Here is a 20,050-nt window from a genome sequence, read left to right on the forward strand (position 1 = left end):
CTGCTCCGTACGGCCCAGCGGCCCGCTGCGCCGCCCGCCCCGCCTCCGTACGGTCCGGAGCCGGTCCCGCTGTGTGCGGTGGAAACCCTCAGCAGAGGGGTGAGCCGGGCTCAGCGGCGGCCCGGCTCCGCCCGCCGGTGGCGCCCCGCCGCCCGCAGCAGCCGCTCCGCCGCCACCCGCGCCGCGCGCGGCCGGTCCGGCGCGGTCCGCTCGCGCAGCAGGGGCTGCGGGATCAGGGCGGCGTCCGGCAGCAGGGCCCGTGTCGTCGCCCGCACCACGCCCGGGCTCGGATCGTCCAACAGCGGAGTCAGCCGTTCCCGTACGACCGCGTCCAGCGCCCGCAGGCCGGTGACCGCGTGCAGCCGTACGGCGGGCAGCGGGTGTTCCACCAGGGCCCACAGCGCCTCGGCGTCCACCGACCGGTCGCCGCACTCGCCGAGCCCGGCGGCGGCCCCCGGCTGCGCGGCCGGTTCGGCGCACCGGGCCCGGTAGAGGGGGAGCGGATCGACGCCGCCCTGCCGCAGCACATAGCGCGCGCAGGCCCGTACGAGAGCGGACCGGTCGGCGAGGTACGGCTCGGCCACGCGGTGGCGCCCGGCCCGCCGCAGCGCGGTCACCCCGGCCGAACGCACCCGGGGCGAACGGGCCGTCAGCAGCCGGTCCAGCACCGCGGGATCCGTCGTCGCGGCGCCCTCCGGGCCTGCCCCCGCCGCGACGGCGGCGGCCGCGCACAGGTCCTGGAGGGTGACGTCCCCGCTGGTCGCCGCCGTGGCCGCCAGCTCCGCCGGGGTCAGCAGCCCGCGCTCCACCGCGATCCGGTACGCACACCGGTACGTCGCCCGGTCCGGGTGGGACGTCAGGGCCAGCACCTCGCCCGCCGCGCCCTCCCGGAGCGTCGTCTCCAGCAGATCGCGGGCGAAGCCGCCCCGCTCCCGCCGCGCCAGCCGCAGAATCAGCTCGGCCAGGGGGAACAGGTCGCCGCCCGGCAGCTCCGCGAGCAGCGCCCGGGCCCGCTCGCGGACCGGAAGCGCCCAGTCCGCACACCGCACCACCAGGAGCGGACGCAGCTCCGGGGCGGAGCGGACCGCGTCCAGCGCCGCCTCCCGGACCCGCCCGTCCGGGTCGCACAGGGCGACGGCGGGCGGTGGCGGCGGGGCCGGGGGAGCGGGCCGGGAGCCTCCGCGCCCGCGCAGCCGGTCCAGCAGCGTCGAAGCCGGCCGCTCCTGCTCCCCGGGCGGGCCCGGCAGCAGCCACGGGCGGTCCCCCGCGACCCGTACGCCCGCGTCGAAGGCGAGCCACGCCCCGGCCGAGGCGGTGTCGAACGCCTCGGCGGGCCTCGCGCCCCCGCGCACCCGCACCACGGCCCGCATGGTCTCCTCGTCCCAGCCGTCCACGCGGCCCCCCTTCAGCGACCTCCGATGCTAGGGGCCTGTGCGCCGAGAAGCACCAAGATTATCCGTTCATGGGCCTAGTTCCACCGCTCTGACCTGCCACTTTGACAAAGCATACGGTCAACCGCATAGTTATACCCATCAGTGATTGCACCGTAAGGAGAAACCCGTGACCGAGCGCGTCGTACTCGCCTACTCGGGCGGCCTGGACACCTCCGTCGCCATCGGCTGGATCGCCGAGGAGACGGGCGCCGAGGTCATCGCCGTCGCCGTGGACGTCGGCCAGGGCGGCGAGGACCTGGACGTCATCCGCAAGCGCGCGCTCGCCTGCGGTGCCGTCGAGGCCGAGGTCGCGGACGCCAAGGACGAGTTCGCCGAGGAGTACTGCCTCCCGGCGATCAAGGCCAACGCCCTCTACATGGACCGCTACCCGCTGGTCTCGGCGCTCTCCCGGCCGACCATCGTCAAACACCTCGTCGCCGCCGCCCGGAAGCACGGCGCCGGGATCGTCGCCCACGGCTGCACCGGCAAGGGCAACGACCAGGTCCGGTTCGAGGCCGGCATCTCCGCGCTCGGCCCCGACCTGAAGTGCATCGCCCCGGTCCGCGACTACGCGATGACCCGGGACAAGGCGATCGCCTTCTGCGAGGAGAAGAACCTCCCGATCGCGACCACCAAGAAGTCCCCGTACTCCATCGACCAGAACGTCTTCGGACGGGCGGTCGAGACGGGCTTCCTGGAGGACATCTGGAACGCGCCGATCGAGGACATCTACGAGTACACCTCCGACCCCGCCGCCCCGCGCGAGGCCGACGAGGTCGTCATCTCCTTCAAGGAGGGCGTGCCGGTCGCCATCGACGGCCGCCCCGTCACCGTCCTCCAGGCGATCCAGCAGCTCAACGAGCGGGCCGGGGCCCAGGGCGTGGGCCGGATCGACATGGTCGAGGACCGGCTCGTGGGCATCAAGTCCCGCGAGGTGTACGAGGCGCCCGGCGCGATCGCGCTGATCACCGCCCACCAGGAGCTGGAGAACGTCACCGTCGAGCGCGAGCTGGCCCGCTACAAGCGGCAGGTCGAGCAGCGCTGGGGCGAGATGGTCTACGACGGCCTGTGGTTCTCCCCGCTGAAGCGGGCCCTGGACGGCTTCATCAACGAGGCCAACCAGCACGTCACCGGCGACATCCGGATGACCCTGCACGGCGGCCGCGCCGTCGTCACCGGCCGGAGGTCCGAGGAGTCGCTCTACGACTTCAACCTCGCCACCTACGACTCGGGCGACACCTTCGACCAGTCCAAGGCGCAGGGCTTCATCGAGATCTTCGGCCTCTCCTCCAAGATCGCCGCCAAGCGCGACCTCGCCTGACCCTCCCTCGTTGTACAGCCGCCTCCCCTCCCACGCGGCGGGGAGGCGGCCGCGTATCCGCACCCTGCCTTCGTCCATGTCTTCCACGCCTTCGCCCGGCCCCCGCCTTCCAAGGAGCACGCAGTGAGCAGCAACAACGGTGACGTCCGGCTCTGGGGCGCGAGGTTCGCCGACGGACCGGCCGAGGCCCTGGCCAAGCTGTCCGCCTCCGTCCACTTCGACTGGCGGCTCGCCCCGTACGACATCGCCGGCTCCCGCGCCCACGCCCGCGTCCTCCACAAGGCCGGCCTGCTCACCGAGGACGAGCTGACCCGGATGCTCGCCGGGCTCGACCGGCTGGAGGCCGACGTCGCGGACGGCTCCTTCACCGGCACCGTCGCCGACGAGGACGTCCACACCGCCCTGGAGCGCGGACTGCTGGAGCGGCTCGGCCCCGACCTCGGCGGCAAGCTCCGGGCCGGCCGGTCGCGGAACGACCAGATCGCCACGCTCTTCCGGATGTACCTGCGCGACCACGCCCGGATCATCGGCGGTCTCCTCGCCGACCTCCAGAGCGCGCTGACCGGCCTCGCCGAGGCCCACGCCGACGTCGCGATGCCGGGCCGCACCCACCTCCAGCACGCCCAGCCCGTCCTCTTCGCCCACCATGTGCTCGCCCACGTCCAGTCCCTCTCCCGGGACGCGGAGCGGCTGCGCCAGTGGGACGCGCGCACGGCCGTCTCCCCGTACGGCTCCGGGGCGCTCGCCGGGTCATCGCTCGGGCTCGACCCGGAGGCGGTCGCCGCCGACCTGGGCTTCGAGCACGGTTCCGTCGCCAACTCCATCGACGGCACCGCCTCGCGGGACTTCGTCGCGGAGTTCGCCTTCATCACCGCGATGATCGGCGTCAACCTCTCCCGCATCGCGGAGGAGGTCATCATCTGGAACACGAAGGAGTTCTCCTTCGTCACCCTCCACGACGCCTTCTCCACCGGCTCCTCGATCATGCCGCAGAAGAAGAACCCGGACATCGCGGAGCTGGCCCGGGGCAAGTCCGGCCGCCTCATCGGCAACCTCACCGGTCTGCTCGCCACGCTCAAGGCGCTCCCGCTCGCGTACAACCGGGACCTCCAGGAGGACAAGGAGCCCGTCTTCGACTCCTGCGACCAGCTCGAAGTGCTGCTCCCCGCCTTCACCGGCATGATGGCCACCCTCACCGTCAACCGCGAGCGCATGGAGGAGCTGGCTCCGGCCGGCTTCTCGCTCGCCACCGACGTCGCGGAGTGGCTGGTCAAGCAGGGCGTTCCCTTCCGGGTGGCGCACGAGGTGGCCGGCGCCTGCGTCAAGGAGTGCGAACGGCACGGCATCGAGCTGGACCAGCTCACCGACGAGCAGTTCGCCGCGATCTCCGAACACCTGACCCCCGAGGTGCGCACCGTCCTCAACGTGCGGGGCGCGCTCGCCTCCCGCGACGGCCGGGGCGGAACGGCCCCCTCCGCCGTCGCCGTCCAGCTCGCCGAGGTCAAGGAGGACCTGGCCGCCCAGCACGCCTGGGCGGCCGCCCGCCGGTAGGAGTCCCGCAGGCGCGGCCGGGCGCGGCGGCGCACCGGATGGGCGAAGGGTGTCGCGGGCAGTGCCCGCCGGGGTAGGAGTATCCGAAACCCGACCCGAGGAGTCCCTGATGCCCTTCGCCGCCCTGGCCGCCGCGACGACCCCGACCGCCCACATCGGGCTGGGCCTGGCCGCCGTCGGGAGGCCCGGCTACATCAACCTCCACCGAGACCGGGACCTGCCCGCCGACCGCGGCCCCGAGGCCCTGCGCGCCCGCACCCACGAACTGCTGGACGCGGCCTACGCCCAGGGCGTCCGGTACGTCGACACCGCCCGCTCCTACGGCCGCGCCGAGGAGTTCCTCGCGGAGTGGCTGAACGCCCGGCCCTCCTTCACCGATCTCGTCGTCGGCTCCAAATGGGGCTACGCCTACACCGCGGGCTGGAGCGTGGACGCCGAGCGGCACGAGGTCAAGGACCACAGCCTGGCCGCTTTCGAGCGCCAGTACGCCGAGACCCGGGACCTCCTCGGGGAGCGGCTCAGCCTCTACCAGCTCCACTCCGTGACCCCGGACAGCCCCGCGCTCACCGACAAGGAACTGCTCCACCGCCTCGCCGCCCTGGCCGCCGACGGCGTCACCGTCGGACTCTCCACCAGCGGGCCCGCCCAGGCCGACGCGATCCGGGCCGCCCTCGCCGTCACGGTCGACGGCGAACCCCTCTTCCGTACGGTCCAGGCCACCTACAACGCGCTGGAGACCTCGGCCGCGCCCGCCCTCGCCGAGGCCCACGACGCCGGGCTCACCGTGATCGTCAAGGAGGGGATGGCCAACGGCCGCCTCGCCGGGGAGGAGGCGCCCGCCGTCTTCCAGGAGATCGCCGCCGAGGCGGGGGTGGGAGGCGACGCGGTCGCCCTCGCGCTGGTCCTCCACCAGCCCTGGGCGGACGTCGTGCTCTCCGGAGCCGCCACGGCGGCCCAGCTCTCCGGCAACCTCCACGCCGCCGTCGTCGATCTGGACGAGGAGCAGCGGGCGGGCCTCGACGCCCTGGTCGAGGAGCCGGAGGCGTACTGGCGGCACCGCGCGGGACTGCCCTGGCACTGACCCCCGCACCGGGCGGCGGGCCCCGGCGCCCTGCCGCGCCGGCGTGCCCGGAGACGGACGCCGTACGCGCCGCCCCGGGGCCCGCCCGCGTCGGCACGCCCCCGCGCCGGGCCCGGCGGCCTCAGGAGCTCGTCAGGACCACGAGTTCCCGGGTCGCCCGGGTCATCGCCACATAGCGGTCGACCGCTCCCGCGACGCCCGCGCCGAAGCCCTCCGGGTCGACGAGGACGACCAGGTCGAACTCCAGGCCCTTTGCCAGCTCCGGGGTCAGCGACCGCACCCTGGGCGTCGCCGGGAAGGCGGGCGCGCCGATGACGCAGGCACTCCCGTCGTCGTGCGCGGCGAGCCACCGTGCGAGAACGGCCTCCAACTCCTCGGTGCGGCCGTGGACGACGGGGATGCCGCTGCTGCGGACGGAGACCGGCACGTTGGCGTCGGGGAGCACGGACCGGACGACCGGCGCCGCCTCCGCCATGATCTCTTCCGGCGTGCGGTAGTTGATGGTGAGGGAGGCGAGGGTGATCCGGTCGAGACCGACCCGCTCCAGCCGCTCCCGCCACGGTTCGGGAAACCCGTGGCGGGCCTGCGCGCGGTCCCCGACGACGGTGAAGCTCCGGGAGGGGCAGCGCCGGATCAGCATCTGCCACTGGGCGTCGGTCAGCTCCTGCGCCTCGTCCACGACGATGTGGGCGAACGGCCCGGCCAACAGGTCGGGCTCCGCCCCGCTCGGCCGGTCGGCGGTGGCCAGCGTCTCCCGCAGGTCCGCCCCGCGCAGCATCACCAGCGCACCCTCGCCGTCCGCGTCCGCGTCGGCCAGGGTCTCGTCCGCGAGCAGACTGTCGACGACCCGGTCCATCTGCTCGCGTTCGGCGGCGGCCGCCGCCTCGTGGCGACGCCTGCGCCGGGACGCCTCCGGATCCCCGAGCCGCTGTCGTGCCGCGTCCAGGATCGGCAGGTCGGCCTCGGTCCACGCCTGCGCGTCCGCCCGCTGCAACCGCCGGACCTCCTCCGAGGACAGCCAGGGGGCGCAGGTGCGCAGATAGGCGGGTACGGACCAGAGGTCGCCGACCAGGTCGGCCGCCTCGATCAGCGGCCAGGCGCGGTCGAGCAGGGCGGACAGCTCCCGGTTCTGCCGCAGCGAGGCGCGCAGCTGCTCCTCGGGCGCGTCGCCGTCGTGCTTGTCCACGAGGATCGTCAGCAGCTCCTCCGCGATCTGGTCGCGCGCCTCGTTGTGCGGGGTTCCCGGTTCCGCCGCGCCGAAAGCGGCGGCCCAGTCGGCGGGGCTCAGCCAGATGTCGGACCAGTGGGTCTCCACCCGTACGCCCTCGGCGGGCGGCTCCTCGTAGAAGCGGACGGCGGCCTCGACCGCCTTCACCAGCTCCGCCGACGCCTTCAGCCGCGCCACCTCCGGGTCGCTCTCGGCCCCCGCCGTCGCGCCCTCCGCGACCAGGTCCCGCAGGGTGCACGTCCGTACGCCTTCCTCCCCGAGGCTGGGCAGGACGTCGGCGACGTACCCGAGATAGGGCTCGTGCGGGCCGACGAACAGCACGCCCCCGCGACGGTGGGCCAGGCGCGGGTCGGAGTACAGGAGATAGGCCGAGCGGTGCAGGGCGACGACGGTCTTCCCGGTGCCGGGCCCGCCGTCGACGACGAGCGTGCCCCGGGAGCCCGCCCGGATGACGGCGTCCTGGTCGGCCTGGATGGTGCCCAGCACATCGCGCATCCGGGCCGAGCGGGCGGAGCCGAGGCTCGCGATGAACGCGGACTGGTCGTCCAGCGCGGCATGGCCGGCGAAGCCGTCCGGCGCGAACACCTCGTCCCAGTAGTCGCTGACCCGCCCGCCGGTCCAGCGGTAGCGGCGGCGGCTCGCCAGGCCCATCGGTTCGGCGTGGGTGGCCCCGAAGAACGGCTCGGCGGCGGGCGAGCGCCAGTCGACCAGCAGCCGGCGGCCCGCGTGGTCGGTCAGGCCGAGCCGCCCCACGTACACCGGGCCGGAGCCGTCGGCGGCGACCATGCGCCCCAGGCACAGGTCCAGGCCGAACCGGCGCAGAGCGCGCAGCCGGGCGGTCAGCCGGTGGATCTCCACGTCCCGGTCCATCGCCTGCCGGCTCGCCCCGCCGGGCGCGCGGCGCTCGGCCGCGAGCCGGTCGGTCAGCTCCGCGATCGACTGCTCCAGGCAGTGGGCGATGTCCGCGAAGTGCCGCTCGTCGTCGGTGATCAGCGCCGGGTCGGCCTTGGCGGAGAGGCGGTCGGGGAGGTCGAACGCACGGGTGGTCAGGGGGTTCACGTCGTCGGTTCCGATCTGCGGGAGTGAGGGGGGCGGCGTCCCGTCCCGGCTACGGCGGACGATTCTGCGGCATATGGGGGGTCTTGCCGCAAGACCCCCCATGCGCTATAAGTTGAGAGTGGCAAGGAGAGGATTCACCTCCGGCCACTTTTTCTTTTCCGGCGCCTTTCGCCTCCCTCGCCCCCTTCCTCCGGGCGGCCGCGCCCCTCCGCCGCCCTCCCTCCGGCAGGCCCCGCCCCCGCGCGCCTCTCGCCCAGTCGCCGCGCCGCCGACGCGTCTCCTCGATGAGACGATGACGTCTCATATGGGTTAGGGTTGTCTCATGACTCTCGATCGTGAGCAGGTGCTGCGCAGCGCCGCCGCCCTGCTGTCCCGCAAATCGACCGCCACCATGGACGAGGTCGCCAGGGCGGCCGGCATCGGGCGGGCCACCCTCCACCGGCACTTCGCCGGGCGGGACGCCCTGGTGAAGGCGCTGGAGGACCTCGGCATCCAGGAGTTCGAAGCGGCCCTGGACGCCGCCCGGCTCGACGAGGGCTCCTGCGAGGAGGGGCTGCGCCGCCTCATCGCCGCCGTGGAGCCCAGCGCCGGGCTGATGTCCTTCCTCGTGAACGAGAACCAGCTCTTCGAGGGCGACGAGGTCAACGAGGGCTGGAACCGGGCCGACGCCCGCGTCTCCGCCTTCTTCCGCCGGGGCCAGGAACGCGGCGAATTCCGCATCGACCTCACCCCCGCCTGGCTGACCGAGGCCCTCTACGGGCTCATCGGCACCGCCGCCTGGTCCGTCCAGGCGGGCCGGGTCGCCGCACAGGACTTCCCCCACATGATCGTCGAGTTGCTGCTCGGCGGAGTACGCCGGAGCGTGGAACGATGACCAGTAGCGACCGGAACGGGCCCACCATGGACGCGGTACGCCGTCCGGGGCGGTGGATCGCGCTCGCGGTCCTCGTCCTCGCCGTGCTGCTGGTGGCCGTGGACGCCACCGTCCTCGGCCTGGCCACCCCGTTCCTCAGCGAGGACCTGAAGCCCACCGGAACCCAGCTGCTCTGGATCGGTGACGTCTACTCCTTCGTCATCGCCGGCCTGCTCGTCTCGATGGGCAGCCTGGGCGACCGCATCGGCCGCAAGAAGCTGCTGCTGATCGGCGCCGTCGCGTTCGGCGCGGTCTCCGTGCTCAACGCGTACGCCACCTCGCCCGAGATGATGATCGTGGCCCGGGCGCTGCTCGGTGTCGCCGGCGCCACCCTCATGCCGTCGACCCTCGCCCTGATCCGCAACCTCTTCCACGATCCGCGTGAGCGCAGCCTCGCCATCGGGATCTGGGGGGCGATGGCCTCGGCGGGCGCGGCGGTCGGCCCGGTCGTCGGCGGATTCCTGCTCGAACACTTCTGGTGGGGTTCGGTCTTCCTCATCAACCTGCCCGTGATGGCCGTCCTCGTCGTCGTCGGCGTCAAGCTGATCCCCGAGTCGAAGAACCCGGCCCCCGGCCCGTGGGACATGGCCAGCGTCGGGCTCTCCCTGGCCGGCATGTTCGGCGTCGTCTACGCCATCAAGGAGACGGCCTCGCACGGAGCGGGCTGGGACTCGATCACGGCCGCGGCCGTCGGAGTGGGGGCGCTGGTCTGGTTCGTCCGCAGGCAACTGCGGCTGCCCGCGCCCCTGCTGGACATGCGGCTCTTCCACCACCGGGGCTTCTCCGGGGCGGTCCTCGCCGACCTGCTGACCATCCTCGGCTTGTCGGGCCTGGTCTTCTTCCTCTCCCAGTTCCTGCAACTGGTGCAGGACCGCGGGCCGCTGGAGGCCGGGCTCGCCGAACTGCCCGCCGCCATCGGGGCGGTGACCGCCGGTCTGCTGGCCGGGTTCGCCGCCCGCCGCTTCGCGGTCCGCTCCGTGGTCTCCGGCGGCCTCGCCGCCGTCGGGCTGGCCCTGGGCAGCGTGACCCTGCTCGACCAGCACACCGACTACCCGCTGCTCGGCGCCATGCTGCTGGTCGTCGGGCTCGGAGCTGGCTTCGCCTTCACCGTCACCGCCGACGTGATCCTCTCCAGCGTGCCGAAGGAGCAGGCGGGCTCCGCGTCGGCCGTCTCCGAGACCGCGTACGAACTGGGCGCGGCCCTCGGCATCGCCCTGCTCGGCTCCATCGTCACCGGCGTCTACCGGGGCTTCCCGACGCCGGCCGGCATCCCCGCCGACGTGGAATCGGCCGCCCACGAGTCCTTGGGCGGAGCGGTCGAGGCGGCCGGGGCCCTGCCCGCCGCCCAGGCGGGGCCGCTGGTCTCGGCGGCCCAGGAGGCGTTCGTCGAAGGGCTGCGGTCGGCCGCGGGCATCGGCGCGGCGGTCCTGCTGGTGGCGGCCGTCGCCGCGTGGTTCCTGCTGCGGGGCCAGAAGCTGGAGGAATCCGCCGAGCACCCGTAGGCCGGGTACGACAGGAGGGCCCGCACCCCGGTACCGGGGTGCGGGCCCTCCTGTCGTCGTCGCGTGGCGCGGTCAGGCCGCCTTCGCCTTCGTCGCGTACATGTCCACGTACTCCTGGCCGGAGAGCCGCATCACCTCGGCCATCACCGAGTCCGTCACCGCCCGCAGCACATAGCGGTCGCGGTCCATCCCCTCGTAGCGCGAGAACTCCATCGGCTCCCCGAAGCGCACGGTGACCTTGCCCGGCCGGGGCAGACCCGCGCCGCCCGGCTGCAGCTTGTCGGTCCCGATCATCGCGAACGGGACCACCGGCGCACCCGTCATCAGCGTCAGCCGGGCGATCCCCGTACGGCCCCGGTAGAGCCGGCCGTCGGGGGAGCGGGTGCCCTCCGGGTAGATCGCGAACGCCTGGCCCTCCTCCAGCACCCGGCGGCCCGTCATGAGTGCCGCGACGCCGCCGCGGCCGCCGTCCCGGTCCACCGGGATCATGCCGCAGCCGGTGAAGAACCAGGCCATCAGCCGCCCCTTGAGCCCCTTGCCGGTCACGTACTCGTCCTTGCCGATGTAGAACACCGGCCGGTCGCAGCAGATCGGCATGATCATCGAGTCGATGAAGGTGAGGTGGTTGCCCGCGAGGATCACCGGCCCGGTCCCGGGAATGTTCTCGGCGCCTTCCACCTGTGGGCGGAACATCAAACGCAGAATCGGTCCGAGCACTGCCTTGATGACCGTGAGACGGGACAACGGTTCCTCCGGTGTCGTGGCCGGGCCTGTCGCGGTGGAACGGGTCCACCGGGCGGTGGCCGGTGCCGACGGATGTGGGTCGGTGCAGGTGAGGACGATACTCGCGGGTACGGGCTGATCGCACATCGGGTTCACGGAGCGGATACCCGGTGTTGACATGTGTTTCCGCCACGTTGGCCGAAGGTCTGCCCTCGCGTACGTCTCCCAGCCTACGATCGGGCCTCGCTCGAACGGTCCCGGACATCACCAAGCGAGGAGCATTCATGACGGAGCGTGCGTGGACGACCCCCGGCCGACGGGCCCTCCTGGGCGCCGCGGTCCTCGGCACCGCGGCCCTGGGCCTGCCCGCCGCCGCCCAGGCGGCCGAGCGGGGGCGCGGCCACGGCGGCCACGGCTCGCTGCGCGACCTGCCGGTGCCGACGGTGATCGGCCACCGCGGGGCCAGCGGCTACCGCCCCGAACACACCCTCGGCTCCTATCAGCTCGCCCTCGACATGGGCGCGCACATCGTCGAGCAGGACCTCGTGCCGACCAAGGACGGCCACCTGGTCTGCCGCCACGAGAACGACATCACCGCCACCACCGACGTCGCCGACCACCCCGAGTTCGCCGGCCGCAGGACCACCAAGAGCATCGACGGCGCCTCCCTCACCGGCTGGTTCACCGAGGACTTCACCCTCGCCGAGCTGAAGACGCTGCGGGCCACGGAGCGCATCCCGGGCAACCGCCCGGACAACGCCCTCTACGACGGCCGCTGGACCGTCCCCACCTTCGAGGAGGTCCTGCGCTGGGCGGAGAAGGAGGGCCGCAAGCGCGGCAAGCCGGTCTGGCTGTACGTGGAGACCAAGCACCCCACCTACTTCCGCGAGCTCGGCCTCGGCCTGGAGGAGCCGCTCGCCCGGCTGCTGCGCCGCCACGGCCGGGACCGGAGGAACTCGCCGCTCATCCTCCAGTCGTTCGAGCCCACCTCGGTCCAGCGCCTGGCGCGGCTCGTCGACACCCCCCGCATCGTGCTGCTGTCCGGCGCGAAGACGCGCCCCTGGGACTTCGTCCGGTCCGGCGACCCGCGCACCGTCGCCGACCTGGTGAAGCCCGCCGGGCTGGCGTGGATGGCCTCCTTCGCCCAGGGCATCGGCCCGACCCTCGACCTGGTCATCCCGAAGGACGCCGCGGGGCGGCTCACCACCCCGACCACGCTGGTGCGGGACGCGCACGCCGAGGGCCTGCTGCTGCACCCGTACACCCTGCGCAACGAGAACGCCTTCCTGCCCGCCGACTTCCGGCGCGGCACCGACCCCAACGGCTACGGGGACGTGTTCGGGGCCTGTGCCGCCTACTTCGCTACCGGCATCGACGGTATCTTCGCCGATCAGCCCGACACGGCCCTGCTGGCGGCTGCGGACCACGCCGGACGCTGACCCGGCCGGAGGAGGACGGGGCGGGCGCGACGATCCGTCAGCCGCCCGCCCCGGTGTGCCCCGGACGGGTGGTACGGCGCGTCCGCCGCAACCGGGGGGCGTCGCGGCACGTCCGCCGGGGCATGACGCTTCTCCACCACGACCACGACCCCGCCCTCGTCGTCCGCGCGTTACACCCCCTGGTGCGCGCGGAGGCGAGGGCCGAGGCCCCCGCCGCGGGGGTCGACCCCGCCGATCTCGAACAGGCCGTGTGGGTACGGCTGCTGGAGCGGCCGGCCGCCGGTCCACCCGCCGACGCGGCCCGCTGGGTGCGCGACACCGTCCGGGCGGAGGCCCGCCGCGGTCGGCGTACGGCCCTGCGCGAACGCCCGTACGCCGGAACGGAACCCGCCGCCGGGCCGGCCGACTGCCCGGAACGCGCCGCGCTCGGAGCCGCCGAACGCCGGGCGCTCCGCGCCGCCCTGGCCCGGCTGCCCGGCCGCTGCCCTGGGGTGCTGGAAGCGCTGCTCGCCCCCGGCGACCCGACCTACCGGGAAATCGCAGGGGAGTTGGGTATGTCACAGGGGAGTTTGGGCCCGATCCGTTCCCGTTGCCTTGGATGTCTGCGCAGAATGCTGGCTGCGGAGGTTGTCGCTCCCTCCGTGCGGGGATAGGGAGCGTGAGGCAACCGGCGGACAGGTGAGCGGGAGGCGTGCACACATGGGCATGAGCGTGACCATCTCGGCGGCGACGGCACAGGACGTCGAGCAGATCTTCAGACTGCAGTACCTCTGCTTCCAGCGCGAAGCCGAGCTGTACGACAACTACCGGATCGCCCCGCTCGTCCAGAGCCTCGCGTCCCTGCACGCCGAAGTCGCCGACGACCTGGTGTTCGTGGCCCGGCTCGGGGACGAAGTCGTCGGTTCGGTCCGCGGGTTCACCGATCCCGACGGCGCGGGGCAGATCGGCAAGCTCTGCGTGCACCCCCGCCTCCAGGGGCACGGCCTCGGCTCCCGGCTGCTGCTCGCCGCCGAGGCCGCGCTGGCGGCGCAGCGGGCGGCGACCCGGTTCCGGCTGCACAGCGGGCACCGCAGCGAGACCAACCTGCGGCTCTACCGGCGGGCCGGCTACGCCCGGGTCGGGGCCGTCACCGGAGCCGACGGCGTCCGGATGATCCTGCTGGAGAAGGACGCCGCCGACCGGGACTTCGTGGCCAGCGCCTGACCGTGCGCCGCGCGCGGCGGGGCCGGGAAGGCTTCGCTAGACCGCGACCGTCTTCGCGCGGCGCAGCCAGATCATCCCGGTGACCGGCAGGATCACCGGGATGAAGAGGTAGCCCATCCCGAAGTCCGACCACACGGTCGCGTCCGGGAAGGCGGCCGGATCGGCCAGCGTCCACGCGCCGACGACCAGCACGCCCAGCAGCTCGGCCGCGCAGCACACCAGCGCCGCCCGGCGGGCCTTCTCCCCGCCGCGCACCAGCGAGTACGTGATGAAGCCGTACACCAGGGCCGCGACGGCCGAGAGCGTGTACGCCAGCGGCGCCCGGTCGAAGCCCCTGGCCATCTCGACGATCGTCCGCGAGGCCGCCGCGACGGTGAACACCCCGTAGAACCAGACCAGGACCCGGCCGGGACCGGTGCCCAGCTCGAAGGGCGGCTTCGGGGCCGCGGCCACCTCGGGGCGGTCGGTGTCGCTCACGTCAGTCTCCCCAGATGTCATAGAGCCGGACCTCCAGAACCGCCAGTACGACCGCGCCCGCCGCCACCGTGATCGAACCCCATCGGGTCCGCTCGGTCAGCGACAGGAACCCGGCCGCGGGCACGGCGGCGAACGAGCCGACCAGATAGGCGATGAACACCGCCATCCCCTGCTCCGGCCGCTCCCCGCGGGCCAGCTGCACGATGCCCACCACCAGCTGGGCCAGCGCCAGCACGGTGACGACCGCCATCCCGATGAAGTGCCAGTCCTTCGTCGGCTGGTCCCGGTAGGCGGCGTGTCCGCACCAGGCGGCGAGGGCGAGCGCGGCCACGGCGACCGCGACCGTCAGGGCGTCAAGCATGTAGTGAGGGTATTACGGACGGAACGCCCCTCCGCGTGCGACCCCGGCGACCGTGGAGGGGGGCCCGCCCCGCGGCGCCGGGCCGTGGACGCGGAGGGTGGCCTTGACCACAACCGGGGGAGGGGATTCCGCTCCCGGGCCGCCGAAGCGCCCCGGCGCCCCCTCCCGGGCAGACCCCCACCGCCCCGCGTCTTCGCAGGTCACAGCCGTACGGGAGAGGTCCGGCCGGTGAACCGGAAGGGAGGCGTCCAGGTGTCCGGCGCTGTCCGCTATGCGGACAGCCGGGATCGCGGCGGCCTCACGTCTGTTTTACTTGGCCCATGACCACGACGAGCAGCCGCACCTTTGCGACCGAGGCGATCAGCACGCCCGGTGCTCGTTGTATGTGTCGAATGCGCGCCTTCTGAGGGCCCCCGCCTGAGCCTCGCGCCCCGAAGCGAGACCGAGCCTGCGCCGTCCGCGCCCTGCGGAACGAGCGCGCCCGCGCATGTGCCACCCCGGCGGACCGCCGCGTACAGCCATGCCGAGACCACGGCCGACCGGCCCGAACAGTCTCTTCAGACGAACGCCCCGTGCCCGGCGGACACCGCGCCGCGCACTCGACAGTGACGGAAACCCCTGTGATCACCACGACGGGCCTCACGAAGGTCTACCAGTCGCGCGACCGTGAGGTCACCGCACTCGACGGCGTCGACCTCCACGTCCGCGAAGGCGAGGTGTACGGCGTCATCGGACAGAGCGGCGCCGGGAAATCCTCCCTCATCCGCTGCGTCAACCTCCTGGAACGCCCCTCCTCCGGAACCGTGACGGTGGCCGGCCGGGACCTCACCGCCCTCGCCGGCCGCGGCCGGCGGGCGAGCGCCGAACTGCGCCGGGCGCGCACCCGCATCGGCATGGTCTTCCAGCACTTCAACCTGCTGGACTCCCGGACCGTCCTGGACAACGTGGAACTCCCGCTGGAGATCCTCGGCGTCTCCGGCCGGGAACGCACCCGCAAGGCCGGTGAACTGCTCGACCTGGTCGGCCTCGCGGACAAGGCGAAGTCCTACCCCGGTCAGCTCTCCGGCGGCCAGAAGCAGCGCGTCGGCATAGCCCGCGCCCTCGCGGGCGACCCTCAGGTGCTGCTCTCCGACGAGGCGACCTCCGCACTCGACCCCGAGACCACCCGCTCCATCCTCCAGCTGCTGCGCGACCTCAACCGGCAGCTCGGCCTGACCGTCCTCCTCATCACCCACGAGATGGACGTCGTCAAGACCGTCTGCGACTCCGCGGCGCTCATGCGGCGCGGCCGGATCGTCGAGTCCGGGACCGTCGGCGAACTCCTCGCCACCCCCGGCTCCGAACTGGCCCACGAGCTGTTCCCGGTCGGCGGCGCCGCCTCCGGCCCGGACCGCACAGTCGTCGACGTCACCTTCCACGGCGAGTCGGCCTCGCAGCCGGTCATCTCCCAGCTCTCCCGTACGTACAACATCGACATCTCGATCCTCGGCGCCGCGATGGACACCGTCGGCGGCAAGCAGATCGGCCGCATGCGCATCGAGCTGCCCGGCCGCTTCGAGGAGAACGTCGTGCCCATCGGGTTCCTGCGCGAGCAGGGCCTCCAGGCCGAGGTCGTCGACGACGGGACCGCCCCGGAGACGCCCCCCGGAGCCACCGCCGTACCGGAGCGGACGCCCGCCCCGCTCACCGAGGAGGTCGCCAAGTGACCTGGTCCGAAATGCAGCCCCTGCTGACCCAGGGCACCGTCGACACCCTCTACATGGTGCTGTGGTCCGCACTGGCCACCGTCGTCGGCGGCCTGCCGCTCGGCGTCCTGCTGGTCCTCACCGACAAGGGCGGACTGCTGCAGAACACCGTGGTGAACAAGGTCATCGGCGTGGTCGTGAACATCGGCCGCTCGCTCCCCTTCATCATCCTGCTGATCGCCCTCATCCCCTTCACCACCTGGGTCGTCGGCACCTTCATCGGCCCCACCGCGATGATCGTGCCGCTCGCCGTCGGCGCCATCCCGTTCTTCGCCCGGCTCGTCGAGACGGCGATCCGCGAGGTGGACCACGGGCTCGTCGAGGCGGTCCAGTCGATGGGCGGCTCCATTCCCACGATCGTCCGCAAGGTGCTCCTCCCGCAGGCCCTGCCCTCGCTCGTCTCGGGTGTCACCACCACCCTCATCGTCCTCATCGGCTACTCCGCGATGGCCGGCGCGGTCGGCGGCGAAGGGCTCGGCTCCAAGGCCGTGACCTACGGATTCCAGCGCTTCGACAACCAGTTCATGCTGATCACCGTCGCGCTGCTGATCGTCATCGTCACCGTCGTCCAGCTCATCGGCGACCTCGCCGTCCGGCTGCTGGCCCGCCGCGGCCGCACCGCCTCCTGAGGCCAGGCCCCCAGAACTTTCCTTCCTCACCGAGCCCGAACTCCTTGTCCGGGCGCTCCACCACAAGAAAGAGGCACTTTTCGTGCGCAAGAACATCAAGATCACCGCTGCCGCAGCTTCCGCCGCCCTCGCCCTGGGGCTGAGCGCCTGCGGTACGGACTCCGACCCCGCCTCCAAGGGCGCGACCGGAGCCGGCGCCGACACCTCCAAGGCCCTGGTCGTCGCCGCGTCCCCGACGCCGCACGCCGACATCCTGGAGTTCGTCGAGAAGAACCTGGCGGCGAAGGAGGGCCTCAAGCTGGAGGTCAAGGAGTTCACGGACTACGTCCTGCCGAACACCGCCACGCAGAACGGCCAGGTCGACGCCAACTTCTTCCAGCACAAGCCCTACCTGGACGACTTCAACGCCAAGCAGAAGACCACCATCGTGCCGGTGGTCGACGTGCACCTGGAGCCGCTCGGCCTCTACTCCAAGACGGTCAAGGACCTCAAGGACATCAAGGCCGGCCAGACCATAGCCGTCCCCAACGACACCACCAACGGGGGCCGCGCCCTCCAGCTGCTCGCCGAGAACGGTCTGATCACCCTCAAGGACGGCGTCGGCACCAGCGCCACGCTGAGCGACATCACCGACAAGAAGGGCCTGGAGTTCAAGGAGCTGGAGGCCGCCACCGTCCCCCGCGCCCTGAACGACGTGGACGCCGCCGTCATCAACGGCAACTACGCGATCCAGGCCGAGCTCTCCCCGGCGAAGGACTCCCTCGCCCTGGAGAAGGCCGAGGGCAACCCCTACGCCAACTTCCTCGCCGTCAAGAAGGGCAACGAGAAGGACCCGCGCGTCGAGAAGCTCGCCAAGCTCCTCAACTCCGACGAGGTCAAGAAGTACATCGAGGACACCTACAAGGGCTCGATCGTCCCGGCCTTCGGCGCTCCCGCCAAGTCCTGACCCCCGCCCGGCAGTTGACCCGGGGCCCCGCTTCCGCCGCCCGGCGGGCGCGGGGCTTTGCGGTGCGCCCCCGCCCATGCGCGTCACCACCCCGATGCTGCATGCTGTGCTTTTAACCGGTCTTCGGCATGGAGCTGCGCATGACTACCACCTTTCCGTCCATCTCCATCAGCACGGACAGGTTGGTGATGCGCCCCTTCGAGATGGCCGACGTCCCCGCGTACATCGAGATGATGAACGACGAGGCGGTCATCGCCTGGATGGACGGGCCGAACCCCTGCACCCAGGTCGACGCCGAACGCTGGGTCCGCCGGATCGCCCCCGCCGAGCGCACCGGAGGCCACGGCATCGCCCTCGCCGTCACCGAGTTCCTCACCCAGCGGCTCGTCGGCAGCGTCCGCCTCCTCAACACCGACTGGCGCACCCGCTCCACCGAGGTCCGCTACATCACCGCCCCCTGGGCCCGCGGCGAGGGGTACGCCACCGAATCCGTGCTCGCCATAGCCGAGTGGCTCTTCCGCGACCAGGGCTTCGAACGGCTCGAGCTGCGCACCCCCGCCGACAACACCGACTCCCAGCAGGTCGCCCAGAAGCTCGGCTGCATCAGCGAGGGCGTCCTGCGCAACGCCCGCATCGCCCGCACCCGGACCGAGAACGGCACCGACGGCGGCTGGACCGACATCCGCACCGACCTGATCGTCTGGGGACTCCTGCCCGAGGACCTCGAAGGCGTCGCCGAACAGCTCGCGGACGCCGGCGGCTACGGCACGTACAACGACTGGAAGTAGCGCGGCCGGTCCCGCGCACGGCCGCCCGCGAGGCCGAGGTACGGACCAGGTACTCTCACCCCTGCCCGCCTGCGACGAGCCCCGCCCCGCGTACGACGGGCGCCCGCCCCGCTCCCTCCCCACCTCCAGGAGACAGACGACGATGGCCGACCGGGTCACGGTGATCGGCTGGGACGGCTCGCCACTGACCGCGGCGGCCACGGCCGCCCTCTCGGCCGCCACCCTCGTCGCGGGCGCCGCCCACCACCTCGCCCTGCCGGAAGTGCCCCCGAACGCCGAACGCATCCGCCTCGGCAGCCTCGACCTCGCCGCCCGTCGGATCGCCGGACACCGCGGCAGCGCCGTCGTCCTCGCCGACGGCGACCCCGGCTTCTTCGGCGTCGTCCGCACCCTGCGCGCCCGCGAACACGGCCTGGAGGTCGAGGTCGTCCCCGCGGTCTCCGCCGTGGCCACCGCCTTCGCCCGAGCGGGCATGCCCTGGGACGACGCCCAGATCGTCGTCGCCCACCCCCGTACCCTGCGCCGCGCGGTCAACGTCTGCCGGGCCCACCACAAGGTCGCCGTCCTCACCTCGCCGGGCGCCGGGCCCGCCGAACTCGCCCTCCTCCTCGACGGGGTCCACCGCACCTTCGTCATCTGCGAGGAGCTCGGCACCGCACGCGAGCGCGTCACCGTCCTCACCTCCGACAAGGCCGCCGACCACGACTGGCGCGACCCCAACGTCGTCATCGTCATCGGCAGCGGCCCCGAGACCACCGCCGCGGGCGCCTGGATCGCCGGCCGCCAACCCGCCTACCCGCAGGGCGTACGGGGCTGGGCCCTGCCCGCCGACGCCTACCGGGCCGCCGGGGCCGAACGCATGCAGGAGTCCGGCGAGGGCGAGTTCCCCGGCCTGCGCGCCGCCCAGCTCGCCCGCCTCGGCCCGCGCACCGGCGACCTGGTCTGGGACATCGGCTCCGGCAGCGGCGCCCTCGCCGTCGAAGCGGCCCGTTTCGGCGCCGCCGTCCTGGCCGTGGACGCCGACCCGGCCGCCTGCGCCCGCACCGAAGCCGCCGCCCGCGCCTTCGGCGTGCCCGTCCAGATCGTCTGCGGCCGCGCCCCGCACGTCCTGGAACGGCTGCCCGAACCGGACGTCGTACGGATCGGCGGCGGGGGAGTGCCGGTGGCCCGCGCCGTCGTGGACCGCCGCCCGGAGCGCATCGTCACCCACGCCTCCACCCGGGACGAGGCCGAGGCGCTCGGCGCCGCCCTCACCGGCAACGGCTACACCGTCGCGTGCTCCCTGCTCCAGTCCGTCGACCTGGACACCGAGGTGTGGACCGAGCGGGAGAGATCCGTCGTGTTCCTGCTCTCCGCCTGCCGTTCCGACCTCGCCCCCTGAGCCGTTCGGCCCGGTACGGGAGGTAGGCTGGCCGATTGTTGTACCGCGCCCGGCCGTTCGTCGCTTCGTTCGTCAATGTCCGGAAAAGTGGACCGTTTTGGTCCGCACTGTGGTACGGCACCACCCGGGGGACGCGCAACGTGGCGCAGTCCACAGTGAGCCGTGGCAGAACTGCCTGTCGCGGCGGCGAACGGCCGCGAGAATAGGAAGCCGCGCGGGCGTTTCGTGCCGCGCGGCGAGCCCGCTCGTTCTTGATGACGAGCACCGGCG

The 20,050-nt window shown here is 72.9% G+C and carries 18 protein-coding genes; 13 read left to right on the top strand and 5 right to left on the bottom strand.

The window, feature by feature from the left end; genetic code table 11:
• Window positions 1-110: 110 nt before the first annotated feature.
• Complete coding sequence (locus tag ACH4K1_RS14540; protein WP_398089493.1) at window positions 111-1,394, bottom strand: hypothetical protein; 1,284 nt, start codon at window positions 1,392-1,394, stop codon at window positions 111-113.
• A gap of 166 nt (window positions 1,395-1,560) precedes the next feature.
• Between ACH4K1_RS14540 and ACH4K1_RS14545 the strand changes: the two genes are divergently transcribed.
• The 3 genes from ACH4K1_RS14545 (at window position 1,561) to ACH4K1_RS14555 (ending at window position 5,386) form a co-directional block, all read left to right on the top strand.
• The gene (locus ACH4K1_RS14545) at window positions 1,561-2,754 is read left to right on the top strand and encodes an argininosuccinate synthase (protein ID WP_398089495.1); all 1,194 of its coding nucleotides are present in this window, start codon (window positions 1,561-1,563) and stop codon (window positions 2,752-2,754) included.
• A 123-nt stretch (window positions 2,755-2,877) separates the two neighbouring features.
• Complete coding sequence (argH, locus tag ACH4K1_RS14550; protein ID WP_398089497.1) at window positions 2,878-4,305, top strand: argininosuccinate lyase; 1,428 nt, start codon at window positions 2,878-2,880, stop codon at window positions 4,303-4,305.
• A 109-nt stretch (window positions 4,306-4,414) separates the two neighbouring features.
• Complete coding sequence (locus tag ACH4K1_RS14555) at window positions 4,415-5,386, top strand: aldo/keto reductase (protein ID WP_398089498.1); 972 nt, start codon at window positions 4,415-4,417, stop codon at window positions 5,384-5,386.
• 121 nt (window positions 5,387-5,507) lie between these two features.
• Here ACH4K1_RS14555 and helR read toward each other — a convergent pair whose 3' ends face one another.
• Window positions 5,508-7,673, bottom strand: coding sequence for an RNA polymerase recycling motor ATPase HelR (gene helR, locus ACH4K1_RS14560; protein ID WP_398089500.1), 2,166 nt, complete (start codon window positions 7,671-7,673; stop codon window positions 5,508-5,510).
• A 322-nt stretch (window positions 7,674-7,995) separates the two neighbouring features.
• Here helR and ACH4K1_RS14565 point away from each other — a divergent pair, with 322 nt between their 5' ends.
• Together ACH4K1_RS14565 and ACH4K1_RS14570 are read left to right on the top strand one after the other, a co-directional pair.
• Complete coding sequence (locus tag ACH4K1_RS14565; RefSeq protein WP_398089502.1) at window positions 7,996-8,547, top strand: TetR/AcrR family transcriptional regulator; 552 nt, start codon at window positions 7,996-7,998, stop codon at window positions 8,545-8,547.
• Window positions 8,544-10,088, top strand: a complete 1,545-nt coding sequence (locus tag ACH4K1_RS14570) for an MFS transporter (protein ID WP_398089504.1) — start codon at window positions 8,544-8,546, stop codon at window positions 10,086-10,088. The genes ACH4K1_RS14565 and ACH4K1_RS14570 overlap by 4 nt, the downstream gene beginning before the upstream one ends.
• A gap of 72 nt (window positions 10,089-10,160) precedes the next feature.
• Here ACH4K1_RS14570 and ACH4K1_RS14575 read toward each other — a convergent pair whose 3' ends face one another.
• Window positions 10,161-10,832 carry a 1-acyl-sn-glycerol-3-phosphate acyltransferase gene (locus tag ACH4K1_RS14575; RefSeq protein ID WP_030088450.1) on the bottom strand — a complete coding sequence of 224 codons (672 nt, stop codon included), beginning with the start codon at window positions 10,830-10,832 and terminating at the stop codon, window positions 10,161-10,163.
• 263 nt (window positions 10,833-11,095) lie between these two features.
• Here ACH4K1_RS14575 and ACH4K1_RS14580 point away from each other — a divergent pair, with 263 nt between their 5' ends.
• From ACH4K1_RS14580 to ACH4K1_RS14590, 3 genes are all read left to right on the top strand, one after another.
• Complete coding sequence (locus tag ACH4K1_RS14580) at window positions 11,096-12,250, top strand: glycerophosphodiester phosphodiesterase (RefSeq protein ID WP_398089506.1); 1,155 nt, start codon at window positions 11,096-11,098, stop codon at window positions 12,248-12,250.
• Window positions 12,251-12,372: 122 nt separating this feature from the next.
• Window positions 12,373-12,903 carry a sigma-70 family RNA polymerase sigma factor gene (locus ACH4K1_RS14585; protein WP_398089508.1) on the top strand — a complete coding sequence of 177 codons (531 nt, stop codon included), beginning with the start codon at window positions 12,373-12,375 and terminating at the stop codon, window positions 12,901-12,903.
• Between the two features lie 46 nt (window positions 12,904-12,949).
• Window positions 12,950-13,453: a GNAT family N-acetyltransferase gene (locus ACH4K1_RS14590; protein ID WP_398089510.1), complete on the top strand. Its 504-nt coding sequence runs from the start codon at window positions 12,950-12,952 to the stop codon at window positions 13,451-13,453.
• Window positions 13,454-13,489: 36 nt separating this feature from the next.
• On the opposite strand, the gene ACH4K1_RS14595 is transcribed toward ACH4K1_RS14590, so the two are convergent.
• Together ACH4K1_RS14595 and ACH4K1_RS14600 are read right to left on the bottom strand one after the other, a co-directional pair.
• A complete protein-coding gene (locus ACH4K1_RS14595; protein ID WP_398089512.1) occupies window positions 13,490-13,930 on the bottom strand; it encodes a hypothetical protein in 441 nt (146 codons plus the stop codon).
• A gap of 1 nt (window position 13,931) precedes the next feature.
• On the bottom strand, window positions 13,932-14,291 hold the full coding sequence (locus tag ACH4K1_RS14600; RefSeq protein WP_398089514.1) for a hypothetical protein: 360 nt from the start codon (window positions 14,289-14,291) through the stop codon (window positions 13,932-13,934).
• 620 nt (window positions 14,292-14,911) lie between these two features.
• On the opposite strand from ACH4K1_RS14600, the gene ACH4K1_RS14605 reads away from it, so the two are divergent.
• The 5 genes from ACH4K1_RS14605 to cbiE all read left to right on the top strand — a co-directional run bounded on the left by ACH4K1_RS14605 (window position 14,912) and on the right by cbiE (window position 19,780).
• Window positions 14,912-15,997: a methionine ABC transporter ATP-binding protein gene (locus tag ACH4K1_RS14605; protein WP_398089515.1), complete on the top strand. Its 1,086-nt coding sequence runs from the start codon at window positions 14,912-14,914 to the stop codon at window positions 15,995-15,997.
• Window positions 15,994-16,665, top strand: a complete 672-nt coding sequence (locus ACH4K1_RS14610) for a methionine ABC transporter permease (protein ID WP_073769828.1) — start codon at window positions 15,994-15,996, stop codon at window positions 16,663-16,665. The genes ACH4K1_RS14605 and ACH4K1_RS14610 overlap by 4 nt, the downstream gene beginning before the upstream one ends.
• An 82-nt stretch (window positions 16,666-16,747) precedes the next feature.
• Window positions 16,748-17,611 (top strand): MetQ/NlpA family ABC transporter substrate-binding protein, encoded by an 864-nt coding sequence (locus tag ACH4K1_RS14615; RefSeq protein WP_398089516.1) that lies wholly within the window; start codon window positions 16,748-16,750, stop codon window positions 17,609-17,611.
• 140 nt (window positions 17,612-17,751) lie between these two features.
• Window positions 17,752-18,399 carry a GNAT family N-acetyltransferase gene (locus tag ACH4K1_RS14620; RefSeq protein WP_398089517.1) on the top strand — a complete coding sequence of 216 codons (648 nt, stop codon included), beginning with the start codon at window positions 17,752-17,754 and terminating at the stop codon, window positions 18,397-18,399.
• Between the two features lie 142 nt (window positions 18,400-18,541).
• Window positions 18,542-19,780 carry a precorrin-6y C5,15-methyltransferase (decarboxylating) subunit CbiE gene (cbiE, locus tag ACH4K1_RS14625; protein ID WP_398089519.1) on the top strand — a complete coding sequence of 413 codons (1,239 nt, stop codon included), beginning with the start codon at window positions 18,542-18,544 and terminating at the stop codon, window positions 19,778-19,780.
• Window positions 19,781-20,050 lie beyond the last annotated feature (270 nt).

The sequence above is a fragment of the Streptomyces sp. NPDC017448 genome, assembly GCF_044330565.1.
In the GTDB taxonomy this organism is placed as follows: Bacteria; Actinomycetota; Actinomycetes; order Streptomycetales; family Streptomycetaceae; genus Streptomyces.

Excerpts from the sequence above, each read along its gene's own strand:
- ACH4K1_RS14555 (WP_398089498.1), top strand. The coding sequence starts at position 4,415 with ATGCCCTTCGCCGCCCTGGCCGCCGCGACGACCCCGACCGCCCACATC.
- ACH4K1_RS14565 (WP_398089502.1), top strand. The coding sequence starts at position 7,996 with ATGACTCTCGATCGTGAGCAGGTGCTGCGCAGCGCCGCCGCCCTGCTG.
- ACH4K1_RS14570 (WP_398089504.1), top strand. The coding sequence starts at position 8,544 with ATGACCAGTAGCGACCGGAACGGGCCCACCATGGACGCGGTACGCCGT.
- ACH4K1_RS14580 (WP_398089506.1), top strand. The coding sequence starts at position 11,096 with ATGACGGAGCGTGCGTGGACGACCCCCGGCCGACGGGCCCTCCTGGGC.
- ACH4K1_RS14585 (WP_398089508.1), top strand. The coding sequence starts at position 12,373 with ATGACGCTTCTCCACCACGACCACGACCCCGCCCTCGTCGTCCGCGCG.
- ACH4K1_RS14590 (WP_398089510.1), top strand. The coding sequence starts at position 12,950 with ATGGGCATGAGCGTGACCATCTCGGCGGCGACGGCACAGGACGTCGAG.
- ACH4K1_RS14600 (WP_398089514.1), bottom strand. The coding sequence starts at position 14,291 with ATGCTTGACGCCCTGACGGTCGCGGTCGCCGTGGCCGCGCTCGCCCTC.
- ACH4K1_RS14620 (WP_398089517.1), top strand. The coding sequence starts at position 17,752 with ATGACTACCACCTTTCCGTCCATCTCCATCAGCACGGACAGGTTGGTG.
- cbiE (WP_398089519.1), top strand. The coding sequence starts at position 18,542 with ATGGCCGACCGGGTCACGGTGATCGGCTGGGACGGCTCGCCACTGACC.